General features: G+C 46.9%; 11 protein-coding genes and 1 tRNA gene. All 12 read left to right on the top strand.

Going from position 1 to position 15,559, the window contains the following annotated elements; translation table 11 throughout:
- Window positions 1-154: 154 nt before the first annotated feature.
- The 12 genes from WH96_RS20470 (at window position 155) to fusA (ending at window position 15,494) form a co-directional block, all read left to right on the top strand.
- Window positions 155-230 (top strand) — tRNA-Trp (locus WH96_RS20470).
- Window positions 231-362: 132 nt separating this feature from the next.
- A complete protein-coding gene (secE, locus tag WH96_RS20475; RefSeq protein ID WP_046510121.1) occupies window positions 363-560 on the top strand; it encodes a preprotein translocase subunit SecE in 198 nt (65 codons plus the stop codon).
- Window positions 561-564: 4 nt separating this feature from the next.
- Complete coding sequence (gene nusG, locus WH96_RS20480) at window positions 565-1,095, top strand: transcription termination/antitermination protein NusG (RefSeq protein ID WP_047766114.1); 531 nt, start codon at window positions 565-567, stop codon at window positions 1,093-1,095.
- A gap of 104 nt (window positions 1,096-1,199) precedes the next feature.
- Window positions 1,200-1,628 (top strand): 50S ribosomal protein L11, encoded by a 429-nt coding sequence (gene rplK / locus WH96_RS20485; RefSeq protein WP_047766115.1) that lies wholly within the window; start codon window positions 1,200-1,202, stop codon window positions 1,626-1,628.
- A gap of 4 nt (window positions 1,629-1,632) precedes the next feature.
- Window positions 1,633-2,331 carry a 50S ribosomal protein L1 gene (gene rplA, locus WH96_RS20490; protein WP_047766116.1) on the top strand — a complete coding sequence of 233 codons (699 nt, stop codon included), beginning with the start codon at window positions 1,633-1,635 and terminating at the stop codon, window positions 2,329-2,331.
- Window positions 2,332-2,656: 325 nt separating this feature from the next.
- On the top strand, window positions 2,657-3,175 hold the full coding sequence (rplJ, locus tag WH96_RS20495; RefSeq protein WP_047766123.1) for a 50S ribosomal protein L10: 519 nt from the start codon (window positions 2,657-2,659) through the stop codon (window positions 3,173-3,175).
- A gap of 50 nt (window positions 3,176-3,225) precedes the next feature.
- Window positions 3,226-3,600: a 50S ribosomal protein L7/L12 gene (gene rplL / locus WH96_RS20500; RefSeq protein ID WP_047766117.1), complete on the top strand. Its 375-nt coding sequence runs from the start codon at window positions 3,226-3,228 to the stop codon at window positions 3,598-3,600.
- A gap of 228 nt (window positions 3,601-3,828) precedes the next feature.
- Window positions 3,829-7,998: a DNA-directed RNA polymerase subunit beta gene (gene rpoB / locus WH96_RS20505; RefSeq protein ID WP_047766118.1), complete on the top strand. Its 4,170-nt coding sequence runs from the start codon at window positions 3,829-3,831 to the stop codon at window positions 7,996-7,998.
- A gap of 71 nt (window positions 7,999-8,069) precedes the next feature.
- On the top strand, window positions 8,070-12,248 hold the full coding sequence (rpoC, locus tag WH96_RS20510; RefSeq protein WP_047766119.1) for a DNA-directed RNA polymerase subunit beta': 4,179 nt from the start codon (window positions 8,070-8,072) through the stop codon (window positions 12,246-12,248).
- Between the two features lie 291 nt (window positions 12,249-12,539).
- On the top strand, window positions 12,540-12,911 hold the full coding sequence (gene rpsL, locus WH96_RS20515) for a 30S ribosomal protein S12 (protein WP_047766120.1): 372 nt from the start codon (window positions 12,540-12,542) through the stop codon (window positions 12,909-12,911).
- Between the two features lie 15 nt (window positions 12,912-12,926).
- Window positions 12,927-13,400 carry a 30S ribosomal protein S7 gene (rpsG, locus tag WH96_RS20520; protein ID WP_047766121.1) on the top strand — a complete coding sequence of 158 codons (474 nt, stop codon included), beginning with the start codon at window positions 12,927-12,929 and terminating at the stop codon, window positions 13,398-13,400.
- Between the two features lie 18 nt (window positions 13,401-13,418).
- Window positions 13,419-15,494, top strand: coding sequence for an elongation factor G (gene fusA, locus WH96_RS20525; RefSeq protein ID WP_047766122.1), 2,076 nt, complete (start codon window positions 13,419-13,421; stop codon window positions 15,492-15,494).
- Window positions 15,495-15,559: the final 65 nt, after the last annotated feature.

The following is a 15,559-nucleotide window of genomic DNA, read 5'->3' on the forward strand; positions in this document are numbered from 1 at the left end:
CGATCCGTGAAGGCGGCCGTACCGTTGGTGCTGGTGTCGTTTCAAGCATCTCAAAATAAAATAAAAAAACGTTGATAGGGACGGGGCGTCCTGTTAGAACGCCCCGTCGCCAAGTTAATCGTCTCCGATTCACTTGGATGCAACGACAAAATGTAGGAGAGTAGCTCAATTGGTAGAGCACCGGTCTCCAAAACCGGGGGTTGTGGGTTCGAGTCCCTCCTCTCCTGCCACTTAGAACCCAGCGTGTGCTGGGTTTTGGCATAGTTGGCGCCGTGTCTTATTTCTTGTAAATAAACGGTGTATAACTAAATAAGTCTGTATCGATCCGCTCTATAAGAGCATTAAGTCAAAGGCGTTTGAGAATGGCAAAGACCAACCCCGGTCAGCTCATGAAGGAATTTCGTCAGGAACTGAGTAAAGTTACCTGGCCAACCCGTAAAGAGACTCTCGTTACCACAGGTATGGTGTTCGTGATGGTTACTTTGACGGCGACATTCTTCTTTCTCGTCGACTTGGTTCTTAATCAGGGCGTAAAACTTGTCTTAGGTCTGGGAGGGTAAAATCATGGCTGCACGTTGGTATGTTATCCATGTCTATTCCGGATTTGAAAAAAAGGTCGCTGAATCTATTCGTGAGCAGGCTGCCAAAAAGGGTATGGAAGACCGTTTTGAGGAAGTGCTGGTTCCTACTGAAGAAGTAGTTGAGATGCGCCGCGGTCAACGTATCAATGCTGAGCGTAAGTTCTTTCCCGGTTATGTGATGGTCAAAATGGACCTGACGGATGAGAGCTGGCACTTGGTGAAAGATACGCCAAAAGTTACAGGTTTTCTTGGTGGGAAAGGGCGTCCTTTACCGATATCCGAACGGGAAGCGCAGGCAATGCTGCAGCAGGTCCAAGAAGGTGTCGATCGTCCACGTCCATCTGTTACATTTGAGGTCGGGGAAACTGTTCGCGTTAGCGATGGTCCATTTGCTTCGTTCAACGGTGTTGTTGAAGAAGTTGATGAAGAAAAAGCCCGTCTCAAGGTTGCTGTCTCTATCTTTGGTCGCTCAACGCCGGTTGAGCTGGAGTATGATCAGGTCGAGAAGCAATAAAATCGTTTCAAGTTTTTCGTTAAGTGATCACATGTGTGGTTGCTCTTAGTGCGGTGGGCCTGCCATAGCCATACCGCGCACCCAAACTAAATGAGGGTAAATCAATGGCAAAGAAAATCGAAGGCTATATCAAGCTTGAGATCCCTGCTGGTGCTGCTAATCCATCACCGCCTGTGGGTCCTGCGCTTGGTCAGCGTGGTCTTAATATCATGGAATTCTGTAAAGCCTTTAATGCTGCAACAGGTGACATGGAGAAAAACACTCCTGTTCCTGTTATCATTACTGCATACAGTGACCGTTCTTTCACATTCGTTACAAAAACACCACCAGCAAGCTTCTATCTGAAAAAAGCTGCCGGCCTTGCGAAGGGGTCTTCTGAAACCGGTAAGGGTTATGTTGGTTCTGTATCAATGGATCAGGTTCGTGAAATTGCTCAGACTAAACTTGTAGATCTGAATGCAAACGATCTGGATGCTGCTAGCCAAATCATCATGGGCACAGCGCGTTCCATGGGCTTGGAAGTGAAGGGATAAGATCATGGCGAAAAAAGGTAAGCGTATTGCAAGCGCCTATGAAGGTCTTGACCGCGAAAAACATTATGATCTTGGTGATGCTGTAAAACACATCAAGGCAAATGCAAAAACGAAATTCGACGAAACTCTGGAAATTGCGATGAATCTGGGTGTTGACCCGCGTCACGCTGACCAGAATGTTCGTGGCGTTGTTCCTTTGCCGCACGGTACTGGTAAATCAGTTCGTGTTGCTGTTTTTGCACGTGATGCAAAAGCTGACGAAGCGAAAGCTGCTGGTGCGGAAATCGTTGGTGCTGAAGATCTTATGGAAAAGATCCAGGGCGGCGAAATGGATTTTGATCGTGTGATCGCGACTCCTGACATGATGGCTATCGTTGGTCGTCTTGGTAAGGTTCTTGGTCCTCGTGGTCTTATGCCAAACCCGAAGCTTGGTACTGTTACTCCTGACGTTAAAGGCGCTGTTGAAGCTGCTAAATCCGGTCAAGTTGAATTCCGTGCTGAAAAAGCCGGTATTGTTCATGCTGGTATTGGCAAAATGAGCTTTGGTGAAGATCAGTTGGTTGAGAACGTTCGCGCGTTCGTAGCTGCGATCAACAAAGCGAAGCCCGCTGGCGCAAAAGGTACATACGTAAAGCGTGTTGCGATCTCATCTACGATGGGTCCTGGCGTTAAACTGGAAGTTTCTTCACTTTCTGCAGAGTAATCTCTGTACGTAGAGAAATTTTTGGTGTATTAGGGCATCACTCAGCGGGAGAATTCGTTCTTCCGCTGTTCCTGCAGCAGGATTTTTAATTCTGTTGCGACCTGTCCGAGACTGTGGGTGTTGTGCTTCGGTAGAACTTAAGTCCTTATGGGGCCTACATAGACGGGAAGCGAGTTATAGCACACCGGGTCCTCCGGTTGTGTAAGGCTTGAACTTCCAGGACAGGCGAACCGAATCCTTCTAGTGATGAGGGATTCTCGTGCAAATCGATCTGAATCTATATGGCGAGTCTATATGGGTTAGGTCAAAAACGAGCGGAGCTACCGTGGATCGTACACAGAAAGAACAGCTCGTCGCTTTCCTTAAGGAAGTCTTCGACGACTCCGGCCTTGTTGTTGTTACTCAGCAATCTGGTCTGACAGTTTCAGAAGTTTCCGAATTGCGTTCAGACGCAAGGGATAACGGCGCAAGCTACAAAGTTGCGAAAAACCGGCTGGCGAAAATTGCTCTTGACGGCACGAAATTTGAGGCACTGAAGCCACTGTTTACTGGTCCAACAGCTGTTACGACATCTGTTGATCCAATTGCGGCGGCTAAAGTCTGCGTCGAGTTCGCCAAGAAGAACGAGAAGCTGACTGTTGTCGGTGGTGCGATGGGTGACACAATCCTTGATGCTAATGGCGTTAAGGCTCTTGCTAGCCTTCCTTCACTCGACGAATTGCGCGGCAAACTGGTTGGCCTATTGCAGGCGCCTGCTACAAAAGTTGCAGGTGTTACGCAAGCTCCGGCTGGTCAGCTAGCACGCGTATTTGGTGCCTACGGGTCTCAAGGCGAAGCTGCTTAACGGTTTTGTTAAATTTTCTCTGTTCAAGCCTTTAGAGGATACGAATTATTATGGCTGATCTTGATAAATTGGTTGACGAACTGTCTAAACTGACAGTTCTTGAAGCTGCTGAACTTTCCAAGAAATTGGAAGAGCACTGGGGCGTTTCTGCTGCTGCTCCTGTAGCTGTTGCTGCTGCTGCTGGCGGTGACGCTGGTGGTGCTGCTGCTGAACAAACTGAGTTTGATGTTGTTCTTGCTTCTGTTGGTGAGAAGAAAATCAACGTGATTAAAGAAGTTCGCGGCATTACAGGTCTCGGTCTGAAAGAAGCTAAAGAGCTAGTTGAATCTGCTCCTAAAGCTATTAAAGAAGGTGTTGATAAAGCGGAAGCTGAAGACATCAAAGGTAAACTGGAAGCAGCTGGCGCAACTGTAGAAGTCAAGTAATATTGGCTCTCGCGTCACTACCAGTATAGAAAACCCGGCCGGTACACAGCGATAGCTGTGTGTCGCGCCGGTTTTCTGCGCCTTTCAGGGGTAAGGCGTAAAACTACCCTGAAGCTGGTTTCTTATCTGGGTTAACACAGACAGATTAATCGGCGATTGTTTAGAAATTTATTGACGTTTGGGGTCCTCCCTTTCGTCAACACCCAATGGGACGAGGACGTTACTGACATGGCGAGATCGTTTACGGGTCGCAAGCGCATTCGCAAGGACTTCGGGCGTATCACGGAAGTGAGCACTATGCCTAATTTGATTGAAGTTCAGAAGGCATCTTACGATCAGTTCCTACAGGTAGGCGTTCCTGCTGCTGAGCGCAAAACTACCGGACTTCAAGAAGTATTTGAATCGATTTTTTCGATCAAAGATTTTGCTGAAAAGTCTGAACTGCAGTTTCTGCGTTACGAGCTGGAACAACCTAAGTTTGACGTAGAAGAATGCCAGCAACGCGGCATTACCTATGCTGCACCTCTCAAGGTTACTTTGAGACTGGTGGTTTGGGACGTAGACGAAGATACCGGCGCAAGATCAATCCGCGACATCAAAGAGCAAGATGTCTATATGGGTGATCTGCCGATGATGACACGTTATGGTACATTTGTTGTTAATGGTACTGAGCGTGTAATCGTTTCTCAGATGCACCGTAGCCCTGGTGTATTCTTTGACCATGATCGTGGCAAAACCCACTCATCAGGTAAATTCCTGTTTGCTGCTCGCGTTATCCCTTACCGTGGTTCATGGCTTGACCTTGAATTCGATGCAAAAGACCTTGTCTATGTTCGTATTGATCGCCGCCGTAAGCTTCCTGCGACAACGCTATTGCTCGCGCTTGACAATGCAGAAACTGCACTTCGTCGCGCTGAGCTAGAAGAAGCAAACGAAATTCTTGATCCTCAAGAAGCACAGGGCATGTCACCAGAAGATCTGTTGAACTTCTTCTATGACACTGTGACTTACGAAAAATCCGGTAATGGTTGGAAGCGTCCTTTTGATGCTGAAGCCTTGAAGGGTGTTAAGCTTAACAACGATCTTATTGATGCGAAGACGGGTGATGTTGCTGCAGAAGCAGGAACGAAACTAACACCACGTCAAATCCGTAAGCTTGTTGAGGGTGGTTTGACTGATATCTTCGTTCCTGGTGATGATCTGTTTGGGTCATACATTGCGAATGATCACATCAATGCGTCAACGGGTGAAGTTATTTGTGAAGCTGGTGAAGAAATCACCGAAGAGCTTCTCGAAGAACTTGCTGGTACAGGACTTTCGGAGATTGAAGTTCTTGGCATTGATAACGTGAAGGTTGGTCCATACATCCGTAACACACTTGCTGCGGATAAGAATGCTACTCGTGAAGATGCTCTTTTGGACATCTACCGTGTAATGCGTCCTGGTGAGCCGCCGACCCTTGAAGCTGCTGAAAAAATGTTCAACGGTCTGTTCTTTGATTCAGAGCGTTACGATCTTTCTTCTGTTGGCCGTGTGAAAATGAACGCACGTCTTGACTTCGAGACTGATGACCAGCTTCGTACGCTCCGTCGCGAAGACATTATGGAGATCGTCAAAATTCTCTGTGAACTGAAAGATGGTAAAGGGGATATTGATGATATCGATCACCTTGGTAACCGTCGTGTTCGTTCTGTTGGTGAGTTGATGGAAAACCAGTTCCGCGTAGGTCTTCTACGTATGGAACGCGCGATCAAAGAGCGTATGAGTTCTGTCGAGATCGACACGGTTATGCCACATGATCTGATCAATGCGAAACCTGTTGCTGCTGCTATCCGCGAATTCTTCGGATCTTCCCAGCTTTCACAGTTCATGGACCAAACAAACCCGCTTTCAGAAATTACGCACAAGCGTCGTGTTTCTGCGTTGGGCCCTGGCGGTCTGACACGTGAGCGTGCTGGCTTTGAAGTTCGTGACGTGCATGCAACGCACTACGGACGTATCTGCCCGATTGAAACGCCTGAGGGACCAAACATTGGTTTGATCAACTCTCTTGCGACTTTTGCACGTGTGAACCCTTATGGTTTCATCGAAAGCCCGTACCGTAAAATCGTTGATGGTAAAGTTACAGATGATGTTATTTACCTGAGTGCGATTGAAGAAGGTCGTTATACGATTGCGGAAGCAAACGCTGCGCTGAATGAAGATAATACTTTTGTGGAAGAATTGATTTCTTGCCGTAAGAGTGGTGATTACTTCGTCTCGCGTAGCGAAGATATCAATCTAATTGATGTTTCGCCGAAACAGCTGGTTTCTGTTGCTGCTGCTTTGATCCCGTTCCTTGAAAACGATGATGCGAACCGTGCTCTTATGGGGTCGAACATGCAACGTCAGGCGGTTCCGCTGCTTAAAGCAGAAGCACCGTTCGTTGGAACTGGTATGGAGCCACGTGTTGCACAAGATTCCGGTGTGTCTATTTCAGCGCGCCGTGGTGGTGTTGTTGACCAGGTAGATGCAACCCGTATCGTTGTTCGTGTCCGTGATGACATGTCCACAGGTGAGGGCGCAGTCGACATTTATAACCTGTCGAAGTTTCAGCGTTCTAACCAGGGGACATGTATTAACCAACGTCCGTTGGTTAAGGTTGGTGACCGTGTTTCTCGCGGTGACATCATGGCCGATGGTCCTTCTACTGATCTTGGTGAGCTGGCTCTTGGTCGTAACGTTCTTGTGGCATTTATGCCTTGGAATGGTTACAACTATGAGGATTCAATTCTGATTTCTGAGCGTATTGTACGTGACGATGTCTTCACTTCCATTCATATCGAAGCTTATGAAGTGATGGCGCGTGATACCAAGCTTGGTCAGGAAGAAATCACACGTGACATTCCAAACGTTGGTGAAGATGCGCTTCGCAACCTTGATGAAGCCGGCATGGTTTACATCGGTGCGGAAGTGCAGCCGGGTGATATCCTTGTTGGTAAGGTGACACCTAAGGGTGAGTCCCCAATGACGCCGGAAGAAAAACTTCTTCGTGCGATCTTTGGCGAAAAAGCGTCTGACGTTCGTGATACATCTCTTCGTGTTCCTCCTGGGGGTGTAGGTACTGTTGTTGACGTCCGTGTCTTCTCGCGCCGTGGTGTTGAGAAAGATGAGCGTGAACTCGCGATTGAACGTCTGGAAATCGAACATCTCGCAAAAGACCGTGATGATGAACGTGGTATTCTGGAACGTTCCTTCTACGACCGTCTGAAAGAATTCGTTCTTGGTAATGTTGTTGTTAGTGGTCCAAAGGGTATGTCTACCGGTGTTAAGGTTGATGAAGCTCTACTAGCTGACTTCACGCCTGGCCAGTGGCGTCAGATTGCTGTTGAAGATGATACTGCACAGACTGAGATTGAAGCGCTTAACAAGCAGTTTGAAGACTCAATTGACGAACTGACGAAACGCTTTGACGATAAAGTTCAGAAACTACAGCGCGGTGATGAGCTTCTTCCTGGCGTTATGAAGATGGTTAAAGTCTTTGTGGCTGTGAAGCGTAAGCTTCAGCCTGGGGATAAGATGGCTGGCCGTCACGGAAACAAAGGTGTTATCTCTCGCATTATGCCTGTGGAAGATATGCCTTATACCGAAGATGGCACACCTGTTGATATCGTGTTGAACCCACTTGGTGTTCCATCACGTATGAACGTTGGTCAGATCCTCGAAACTCACTTGGGTTGGGCATGTCGTGGTCTTGGTCACCAAATTGGTGATATGGCTGTCGATGCGCGCCGCACAGGTGATTACGATAACCTTAAATCTAAGTTGCTCGATGTTTATGGTGAAAAAGACTATAACGACGACATCATAGATATGAATACTGATGAGCTTGACGAACTAGGTTACAATCTACGTAACGGTGTTCCGATCGCAACTCCTGTGTTTGATGGTGCCAAGGAAAAAGACGTCGTTGATATGCTTGAAAAAGCCGGACTGGATAGCTCTGGTCAGGTTCGTCTCATCGATGGTCGTACAGGTGAACAGTTCGACCGTAGTGTAACCGTTGGTTATATCTATATGTTGAAGCTGCATCACCTTGTAGACGACAAAATCCATGCGCGTTCTATCGGACCTTACTCTCTTGTTACGCAGCAGCCATTGGGCGGTAAAGCTCAGTTTGGTGGACAGCGTTTCGGTGAGATGGAGGTTTGGGCACTCGAAGCTTATGGTGCTGCTTATACCTTGCAGGAAATGTTGACAGTTAAATCTGATGACGTGTCCGGACGTACCAAAGTGTACGAAGCTATCGTCAAAGGCGATGAGAACTTCGAAGCAGGTATTCCTGAGTCCTTTAACGTTTTGGTCAAAGAGCTTCGCTCTCTTGGTCTGAATGTGGAATTGACACAAAGTGATGCTTGATAACAGGGGCCTTCGGGCCCCTGTAATTAACGTTAAAGATTTAGTGAATAAAATTTTGTCGGGAGACACCGATGTCCAATGAGTTGATGAATATTTTCGGCCAAACTTCTGGGCCCGCGACGTTCGATCAGATCAGGATCTCTATTGCGAGCCCTGAACGGATCCGTTCATGGTCATTTGGCGAAATCAAAAAGCCAGAAACCATCAACTATCGTACTTTTAAACCAGAACGCGACGGTCTTTTCTGTGCGCGAATTTTTGGTCCGATTAAAGATTACGAATGCTTGTGTGGTAAATACAAGCGTATGAAATACCGCGGTATTATCTGTGAAAAATGTGGTGTTGAAGTCACACTTTCAAAGGTACGTCGCGAACGCATGGGCCATATTGAACTGGCAAGTCCAGTTGCACATATTTGGTTCCTGAAATCACTTCCTAGCCGTATCGGCCTTTTGGTTGATATGCCGCTGAAGGATCTCGAGCGTATTCTCTATTTTGAGAACTTCGTTGTTGTTGAACCTGGACTTACACCGATGAAGCAGCATCAGCTGCTTTCTGAAGAAGAGTTCATGGATGCACAGGACGAATACGGTGATGATGCTTTCACTGCGAAAATCGGTGCTGAAGCGATCAAAGACATCCTGAGCAATCTTGATCTTGAAGAAGAGAAAGACGACATCCGCCAGGAACTTCGTGATACCAATTCCGAAGCGAAACGTAAGAAGCTTGTTAAGCGTCTTAAAATCGTTGAAGCTTTCTTGGAATCAGGTTCTCGTCCAGAGTGGATGATCCTGGATGTTGTTCCTGTGATCCCACCTGAACTTCGCCCACTTGTTCCTTTGGATGGTGGCCGTTTCGCAACATCAGACCTTAACGATCTTTATCGTCGTGTTATTAACCGTAATAACCGTCTGAAGCGTCTGATTGAATTGCGTGCCCCTGATATCATCGTACGTAACGAAAAACGTATGCTTCAGGAATCTGTCGATGCTCTCTTCGACAATGGTCGTCGTGGTCGTGTAATTACTGGTGCTAATAAGCGTCCGCTGAAATCACTTTCAGATATGCTGAAGGGTAAGCAGGGTCGTTTCCGTCAGAACCTTCTTGGTAAACGTGTCGATTATTCCGGTCGTTCGGTTATCGTTGTTGGTCCTGAACTGAAGCTGCACCAGTGCGGTTTGCCGAAGAAGATGGCGCTTGAACTCTTTAAGCCGTTCATTTATTCTAAGCTGGAACTTTACGGTCTGGCAACAACCATCAAAGCTGCGAAGCGTATGGTTGAGAAAGCTCGTCCGGAAGTTTGGGATATTCTTGAAGAAGTTATTCGTGAACACCCGGTTATGCTTAACCGTGCACCGACACTTCACAGACTTGGTATCCAGGCGTTTGAGCCTACATTGATCGAAGGTAAAGCTATCCAGCTTCATCCATTGGTCTGTACGGCGTTTAACGCTGACTTTGACGGCGACCAAATGGCTGTCCACGTGCCGCTTTCTCTGGAAGCGCAGTTGGAAGCTCGTGTTCTGATGATGTCTACCAACAACATCCTGTCCCCTGCGAACGGTAAGCCTATTATCGTACCGTCTCAGGATATTGTTCTTGGTATTTACTATCTATCCATGATGAACGAAGGTGCTCCTGGCGAAGGGATGGCCTTTGGTGATATGGCTGAGATTGATCACGCGTTGAACAACAAGGTGATCACGCTTCATACAAAGATCAGAGCTCGTTATCATTCTGTTGATGCCGAAGGTAATCCGACGTCAACAATTGAAGAAACGACTGCTGGCCGTATGAAGCTTGCTGAGCTTTACCCACGTCATCCAAAGCTGCCATTCACAATGTTGAATCGCTTGCTTCCAAAGCGTGATGTTTCTGAAGTGATTGATATGGTTTATCGTCACTGTGGTCAGAAAGAGACTGTGATCTTCTGTGACCAGATCATGAAACTTGGTTTCAGTCATGCGTGTAAAGCTGGTATTTCGTTCGGTAAGGACGATATGCAGATCCCTGCTGCGAAAGAAGCATTGATTGAAGAAGCTCAGGCGCAGGTTAAAGAGTTTGAACAGCAGTATCTTGATGGTCTGATCACCCGTGGTGAGAAGTACAACAAGGTTGTTGATATCTGGGCTCAGTGTTCTGACCGTGTTGCTGACGAGATGATGGAAGTTATCGGTTCAGGCAAAGGCGATCAGGTAAATTCTGTGTACATGATGGCACACTCTGGTGCGCGTGGTTCTGCCGCTCAGATTAAGCAGCTTGCTGGTATGCGTGGTTTGATGGCGAAACCGGATGGCTCTATTATTGAGACACCGATTATTTCAAACTTTAAAGAAGGCCTGACCGTTCTTGAGTACTTCAACTCTACGCACGGTGCACGTAAAGGTCTTGCGGATACAGCGCTTAAAACGGCGAACTCTGGCTATCTGACACGTCGTCTTGTTGATGTTGCACAGGATGCGATTATCACAGAAGAGGATTGTGGCACTGATGTCGGTATGAACATCTCTGCTGTTATTGACGGTGGTGAAGTGATCGCATCATTGAGTGAGCGTCTGTTGGGCCGTACAACCATGCACGATATGATTAGTCCATTGACCAAAGAGGTTATTGTCGCCGAAGGTGATATTATCTCTGAGGAGCACTTGGATGAAATTGATCGTTCAGGTTTGGACACGGTTCATGTTCGTTCTCCGCTGATGTGTAAATCCAAAAGTGGTGTTTGTGCGCAGTGTTATGGACGTGACCTGTCTCGTGGTACGAAGGTTTATTCTGGTGAGGCTGTTGGTGTTATCGCTGCTCAGTCCATTGGTGAGCCGGGTACACAGCTGACAATGCGTACCTTCCACATTGGTGGTGCTGCGCAGGGTGGTTCCGAGCAATCATCTATAGAAGCGTCTCTTGATGGTACTGTTCATATTAAAAACCGTAATGTGGTTGTTAATTCCGACGGCTTGCCAATTGTAATGGGCCGTAGTCAGGAATTGATTATCCGTGACGAAAACAACCGTGAACGTGCGCGTCACCGTTTACAGTATGGTGCCAAGTTGCTTGTTGACGAAGGTATCGCCTGTAAAAAAGGTCAGAAGCTGGCTGAATGGGATCCTTACACGACCCCGATCATCTCTGAAAGAGAAGGTATTGCCAATTTCGTTGACTTGGTTGACGGCGTTTCAATGCGTGAAGTAACGGATGAGACAACTGGTATTTCAAACCGCGAAGTTGTGGAATGGAAAACAGCATCAAAAGGTTCTGATCTGAAGCCACGTATTACTCTACGTGACGAAAATGGCGAGGTTATTTTGCTCGATAATGATATGGAAGCTCGTTACTTCCTGTCTGTTGGGGCGATCCTTTCTGTTGAGCCTGGTACTGAAATTAAAGCTGGTGACGTTCTTGCGCGTATCCCGCGTGAAGGATCAAAAACACGTGATATTACTGGTGGTCTACCACGTGTTGCTGAGCTTTTCGAAGCACGTAAACCTAAAGATTTCGCCGTTATGTCAGAAATCGCAGGTCGTGTTGAATACGGTAAAGATTATAAAGCCAAGCGTCGTATCGTTGTTCGTTCCGAAGACGAGAGCATCGAGCCACGGGAATACCTACTTCCAAAAGGTAGACACCTAGCTGTTCAAGAGGGTGACCTCGTTGAAATTGGTGATCTTCTTATGGATGGTAGCTTGGTTTTGCATGATATTTTGGATGTTCTTGGGGTTGAAGCTTTGGCTGATTATCTCGTTAACGAAATTCAAAGTGTTTACCGTCTGCAGGGTGTGAAGATTAACGATAAGCATATCGAAGTCATCATTCGCCAGATGCTGCAGAAAATTGAAATTATCGACGGTGGTGACACGACCTTCTTGGTTGGTGAAACTGCAGACCGCGAAGAGTTCGTGGAAGAAAACGAAAAAGCAATTAAAGAAGGTGGTCGCGTTGCGACTGGTCGTCCAATCCTGCAAGGGATTACAAAAGCCAGCTTGCAGACACGCTCATTTATCTCTGCTGCATCGTTCCAAGAAACAACACGCGTTCTGACCGAAGCTGCGACCCATGGTAAAATGGATACGCTGATCGGACTGAAAGAAAATGTTATTGTTGGTCGCCTGATACCTGCGGGTACTGGTGCTGTTATGAAGCGGGTTAAGAAGCTTGCAGAAGAACAGGATCAGATCATCGCAGCATCTCAGGATGCCGCAGCGATTGAGGCTATCGACTCTAGCCTCCCTGGTGAACAGACTCCTGCCGAGTAAGAAATTACTCTGTCGGACAGTAAAGTTTAATCTTGGCCAGAAGCGCAGGAAACTGCGTTTCTGGTTAAAGATTTTGTTGGAACCGTCAAAAATTGCTTGCAAGGCTTGACGGGTGAGGGACGCAACAATAGTATGCGCCCACTTTCGGGAAGTCATCTCCTGCCGTGAGGCATGGGATGTTGACTCGATACCCTAGCTTTCTAACTGTTACACAGGATTGAGATGTCCGTGGACGTTGTTATCCGAACGCGTGACAATTAGTACTATTATACTGGCTTTAAGGATTGCCTGATGCCTACAATTAACCAATTGATCCGTAAACCGCGCAAAGCGCCGTTTCAGCGGACCAAAGTACCGGCTCTAGAAGCATGCCCACAAAAACGTGGCGTATGTACGCGTGTTTATACCACGACGCCGAAAAAACCTAACTCTGCTCTTCGTAAAGTAGCACGTGTGCGCCTTACTAACGGGTTTGAAGTTACTAGCTACATTCCAGGTGAAGGTCATAACCTTCAAGAGCACTCTGTTGTGATGATTCGCGGCGGCCGTGTGAAAGATTTGCCTGGTGTTCGTTATCATGTAATTCGTGGTACTCTGGATACTCAGGGTGTCAAAGATCGTCGCCAACGTCGTTCAAAATACGGCGCGAAGCGTCCGAAGTAAGGCAAAGGATCTACCATGTCTCGTCGCCATAGAGCTGAGAAGCGTGAAATCCTACCAGACCCAAAGTTTGGTGATATCACGCTAAGTAAATTTATGAACTGCCTGATGCTTGACGGTAAAAAAGCAGTCGCTGAAAAGATCGTTTACGGTGCGCTTGAGCGTATCGAAGAGCGTAATAAAACAGAAGATACAATTTCTGTTTTTCATGAAGCACTAGGTAATGTTCGTCCGGATTTGGAAGTTCGCTCCCGCCGTGTTGGTGGTGCAACTTACCAGGTTCCAGTTGAAGTTCGCTCTACACGTGCCCAAGCCCTCGCCATCCGTTGGCTGATTGGTGCTGCGCGTAAGCGTTCTGAAAATACAATGGTTGACCGTCTAGCTAATGAGCTGATGGATGCTGCTAACAACCGCGGTTCTGCTGTTAAAAAGCGTGAAGACACGCATAAAATGGCAGAGGCTAACAAAGCCTTCTCACACTACCGTTGGTAATTTAAAGAGGTCATCGTTATGTCACGGACGACCCCGCTTGAGCGGTATCGTAATATCGGTATCATGGCACACATTGATGCTGGTAAAACAACAACCACAGAACGTATTCTGTATTACACTGGCGTGTCTCACAAAATTGGTGAAGTACACGACGGTAATGCGACTATGGACTGGATGGAGCAGGAGCAAGAGCGAGGTATTACTATTACCTCTGCTGCAACAACCTGTTTCTGGAATGATCATCGTATTAACATCATTGATACACCAGGCCACGTTGACTTCACGATTGAAGTTGAGCGTTCCTTGCGTGTTCTCGATGGCGCTGTAGCTGTATTTGATTCGGTTGCTGGTGTTGAGCCGCAGTCTGAAACAGTTTGGCGTCAGGCTGATAAATACAGTGTTCCCCGTATGTGTTTTGTCAATAAGATGGACCGCACGGGTGCTGATTTCTATCGCTGCGTCGATATGATGAAAACACGTCTTGCTGCAACACCTTTGGTTCTTCAGCTGCCTATTGGCGCTGAAGCAGAATACAAAGGCGTTATTGATTTGCTCAAAATGAAAGCGATCGTCTGGAATGATGAAAGCATGGGAGCAAATTACGACGAGGAAGAAATTCCTGCGGATCTTCAGGATAAAGCTGACGAATATCGTGAGCAAATGATTGAGCTTGCTGTCGAGCAAGACGAAGCAGTTATGGAAGCGTATCTTGAAGGCAATGAGCCGGATATGGAAACGCTGAAACGTTGTATTCGTACAGGTACAATGAACCTGTCTTTTGTTCCTGTTTTGAACGGTACGGCATTTAAAAACAAAGGTGTTCAGCCTTTGCTTGATTCTGTTATTGATTTTATGCCTTCTCCGCTAGACGTTGATGATGTACAGGGTGTTCATCCTGATACAGATGCTGAAGATACTCGTCCTACTAAGGATGATGTACCTGCTTCAGCGCTTGCATTTAAAATCATGACGGATCCATTCGTTGGTTCTTTGACTTTTGTGCGTGTTTATTCTGGTGTTCTTGAGACTGGTACTCAGATCACTAACTCTGTTAAGGGTAAACGCGAGCGTATCGGTCGTATGTTGCAAATGCATGCAAACAGCCGTGAAGATGTTAAAGAGGCGCGTGCTGGTGACATCGTTGCTATTGCAGGTCTTAAAGACACGACAACTGGTGATACTCTCTGTGATAACCTCAAGCCAATTATTCTTGAGCGTATGGAATTCCCAGAGCCTGTTATCGAGGTTGCTGTTGAACCTAAGACTAAAGCTGACCAAGAAAAAATGGGTCTTGCTCTGAACCGTTTGGCTCAGGAAGATCCTTCTTTCCGTGTATCTTCTGATAACGAAAGTGGTCAGACTGTCATCAAAGGTATGGGTGAGCTTCACCTTGATATCCTTGTTGACCGTATGCGTCGTGAATTTAAAGTTGAAGCCAACGTTGGTGCGCCACAGGTTGCTTATCGTGAAACGATTACACGTGCTTGTGAAATCGATTATACGCATAAAAAACAGTCTGGTGGTTCTGGTCAGTTTGCGCGTATCAAGATTGCATTCGAGCCTTTAGAGCCTGGATCTGGTTTTGAATTCGAAAGTAAAATTGTGGGTGGCTCTGTTCCTCGTGAATACATTCCTGGAGTTGAAAAAGGCCTTACCCAGTCTAATGATTCTGGTGTGATTGCTGGCTTCCCGATGATCGATTACAAAGCTACACTGCTTGATGGTGCTAGCCATGACGTCGATTCTTCCGTACTTGCTTTTGAAATTGCGGCTAAGGCAGCTTTCCGTGAAGGTATTCCGAAGGGCGGCTCCGTTCTTCTTGAGCCTGTCATGAAAGTTGAAGTTGTAACGCCTGACGAATACATGGGTGATATCATTGGTGATCTGAACAGCCGTCGTGGTCAAGTTCAGGGCATGGATGCACGCGGTAATGCTCAGGTGATTAATGCAATGGTGCCTTTGGCGAACATGTTTGGTTACGTAAATAACCTGCGCTCAATGAGCCAGGGTCGTGCACAATATTCAATGGTCTTCGATCACTACGAGCAGGTGCCTAAGGCAGTTGCTGACGAAGTGGTTGCGAAACTGGCTTAATAGCCTCAATAAAGACTTAATAGGAGTTATAGCCGATGGCTAAGGAAAAGTTTGAGCGGACGAAA

The organism is Kiloniella spongiae (genome assembly GCF_001026905.1).
In the GTDB taxonomy this organism is placed as follows: domain Bacteria; phylum Pseudomonadota; class Alphaproteobacteria; order Kiloniellales; family Kiloniellaceae; genus Kiloniella; species Kiloniella spongiae.

Bases quoted from the DNA above. Each gene is read 5' to 3' on its own strand.
- rpoC (WP_047766119.1), top strand. From the start codon at position 8,070: ATGTCCAATGAGTTGATGAATATTTTCGGCCAAACTTCTGGGCCCGCG.
- fusA (WP_047766122.1), top strand. From the start codon at position 13,419: ATGTCACGGACGACCCCGCTTGAGCGGTATCGTAATATCGGTATCATG.
- rplK (WP_047766115.1), top strand. From the start codon at position 1,200: ATGGCAAAGAAAATCGAAGGCTATATCAAGCTTGAGATCCCTGCTGGT.
- secE (WP_046510121.1), top strand. From the start codon at position 363: ATGGCAAAGACCAACCCCGGTCAGCTCATGAAGGAATTTCGTCAGGAA.
- rpoB (WP_047766118.1), top strand. From the start codon at position 3,829: ATGGCGAGATCGTTTACGGGTCGCAAGCGCATTCGCAAGGACTTCGGG.
- rpsL (WP_047766120.1), top strand. From the start codon at position 12,540: ATGCCTACAATTAACCAATTGATCCGTAAACCGCGCAAAGCGCCGTTT.
- rplA (WP_047766116.1), top strand. From the start codon at position 1,633: ATGGCGAAAAAAGGTAAGCGTATTGCAAGCGCCTATGAAGGTCTTGAC.
- rplL (WP_047766117.1), top strand. From the start codon at position 3,226: ATGGCTGATCTTGATAAATTGGTTGACGAACTGTCTAAACTGACAGTT.
- rpsG (WP_047766121.1), top strand. From the start codon at position 12,927: ATGTCTCGTCGCCATAGAGCTGAGAAGCGTGAAATCCTACCAGACCCA.
- nusG (WP_047766114.1), top strand. From the start codon at position 565: ATGGCTGCACGTTGGTATGTTATCCATGTCTATTCCGGATTTGAAAAA.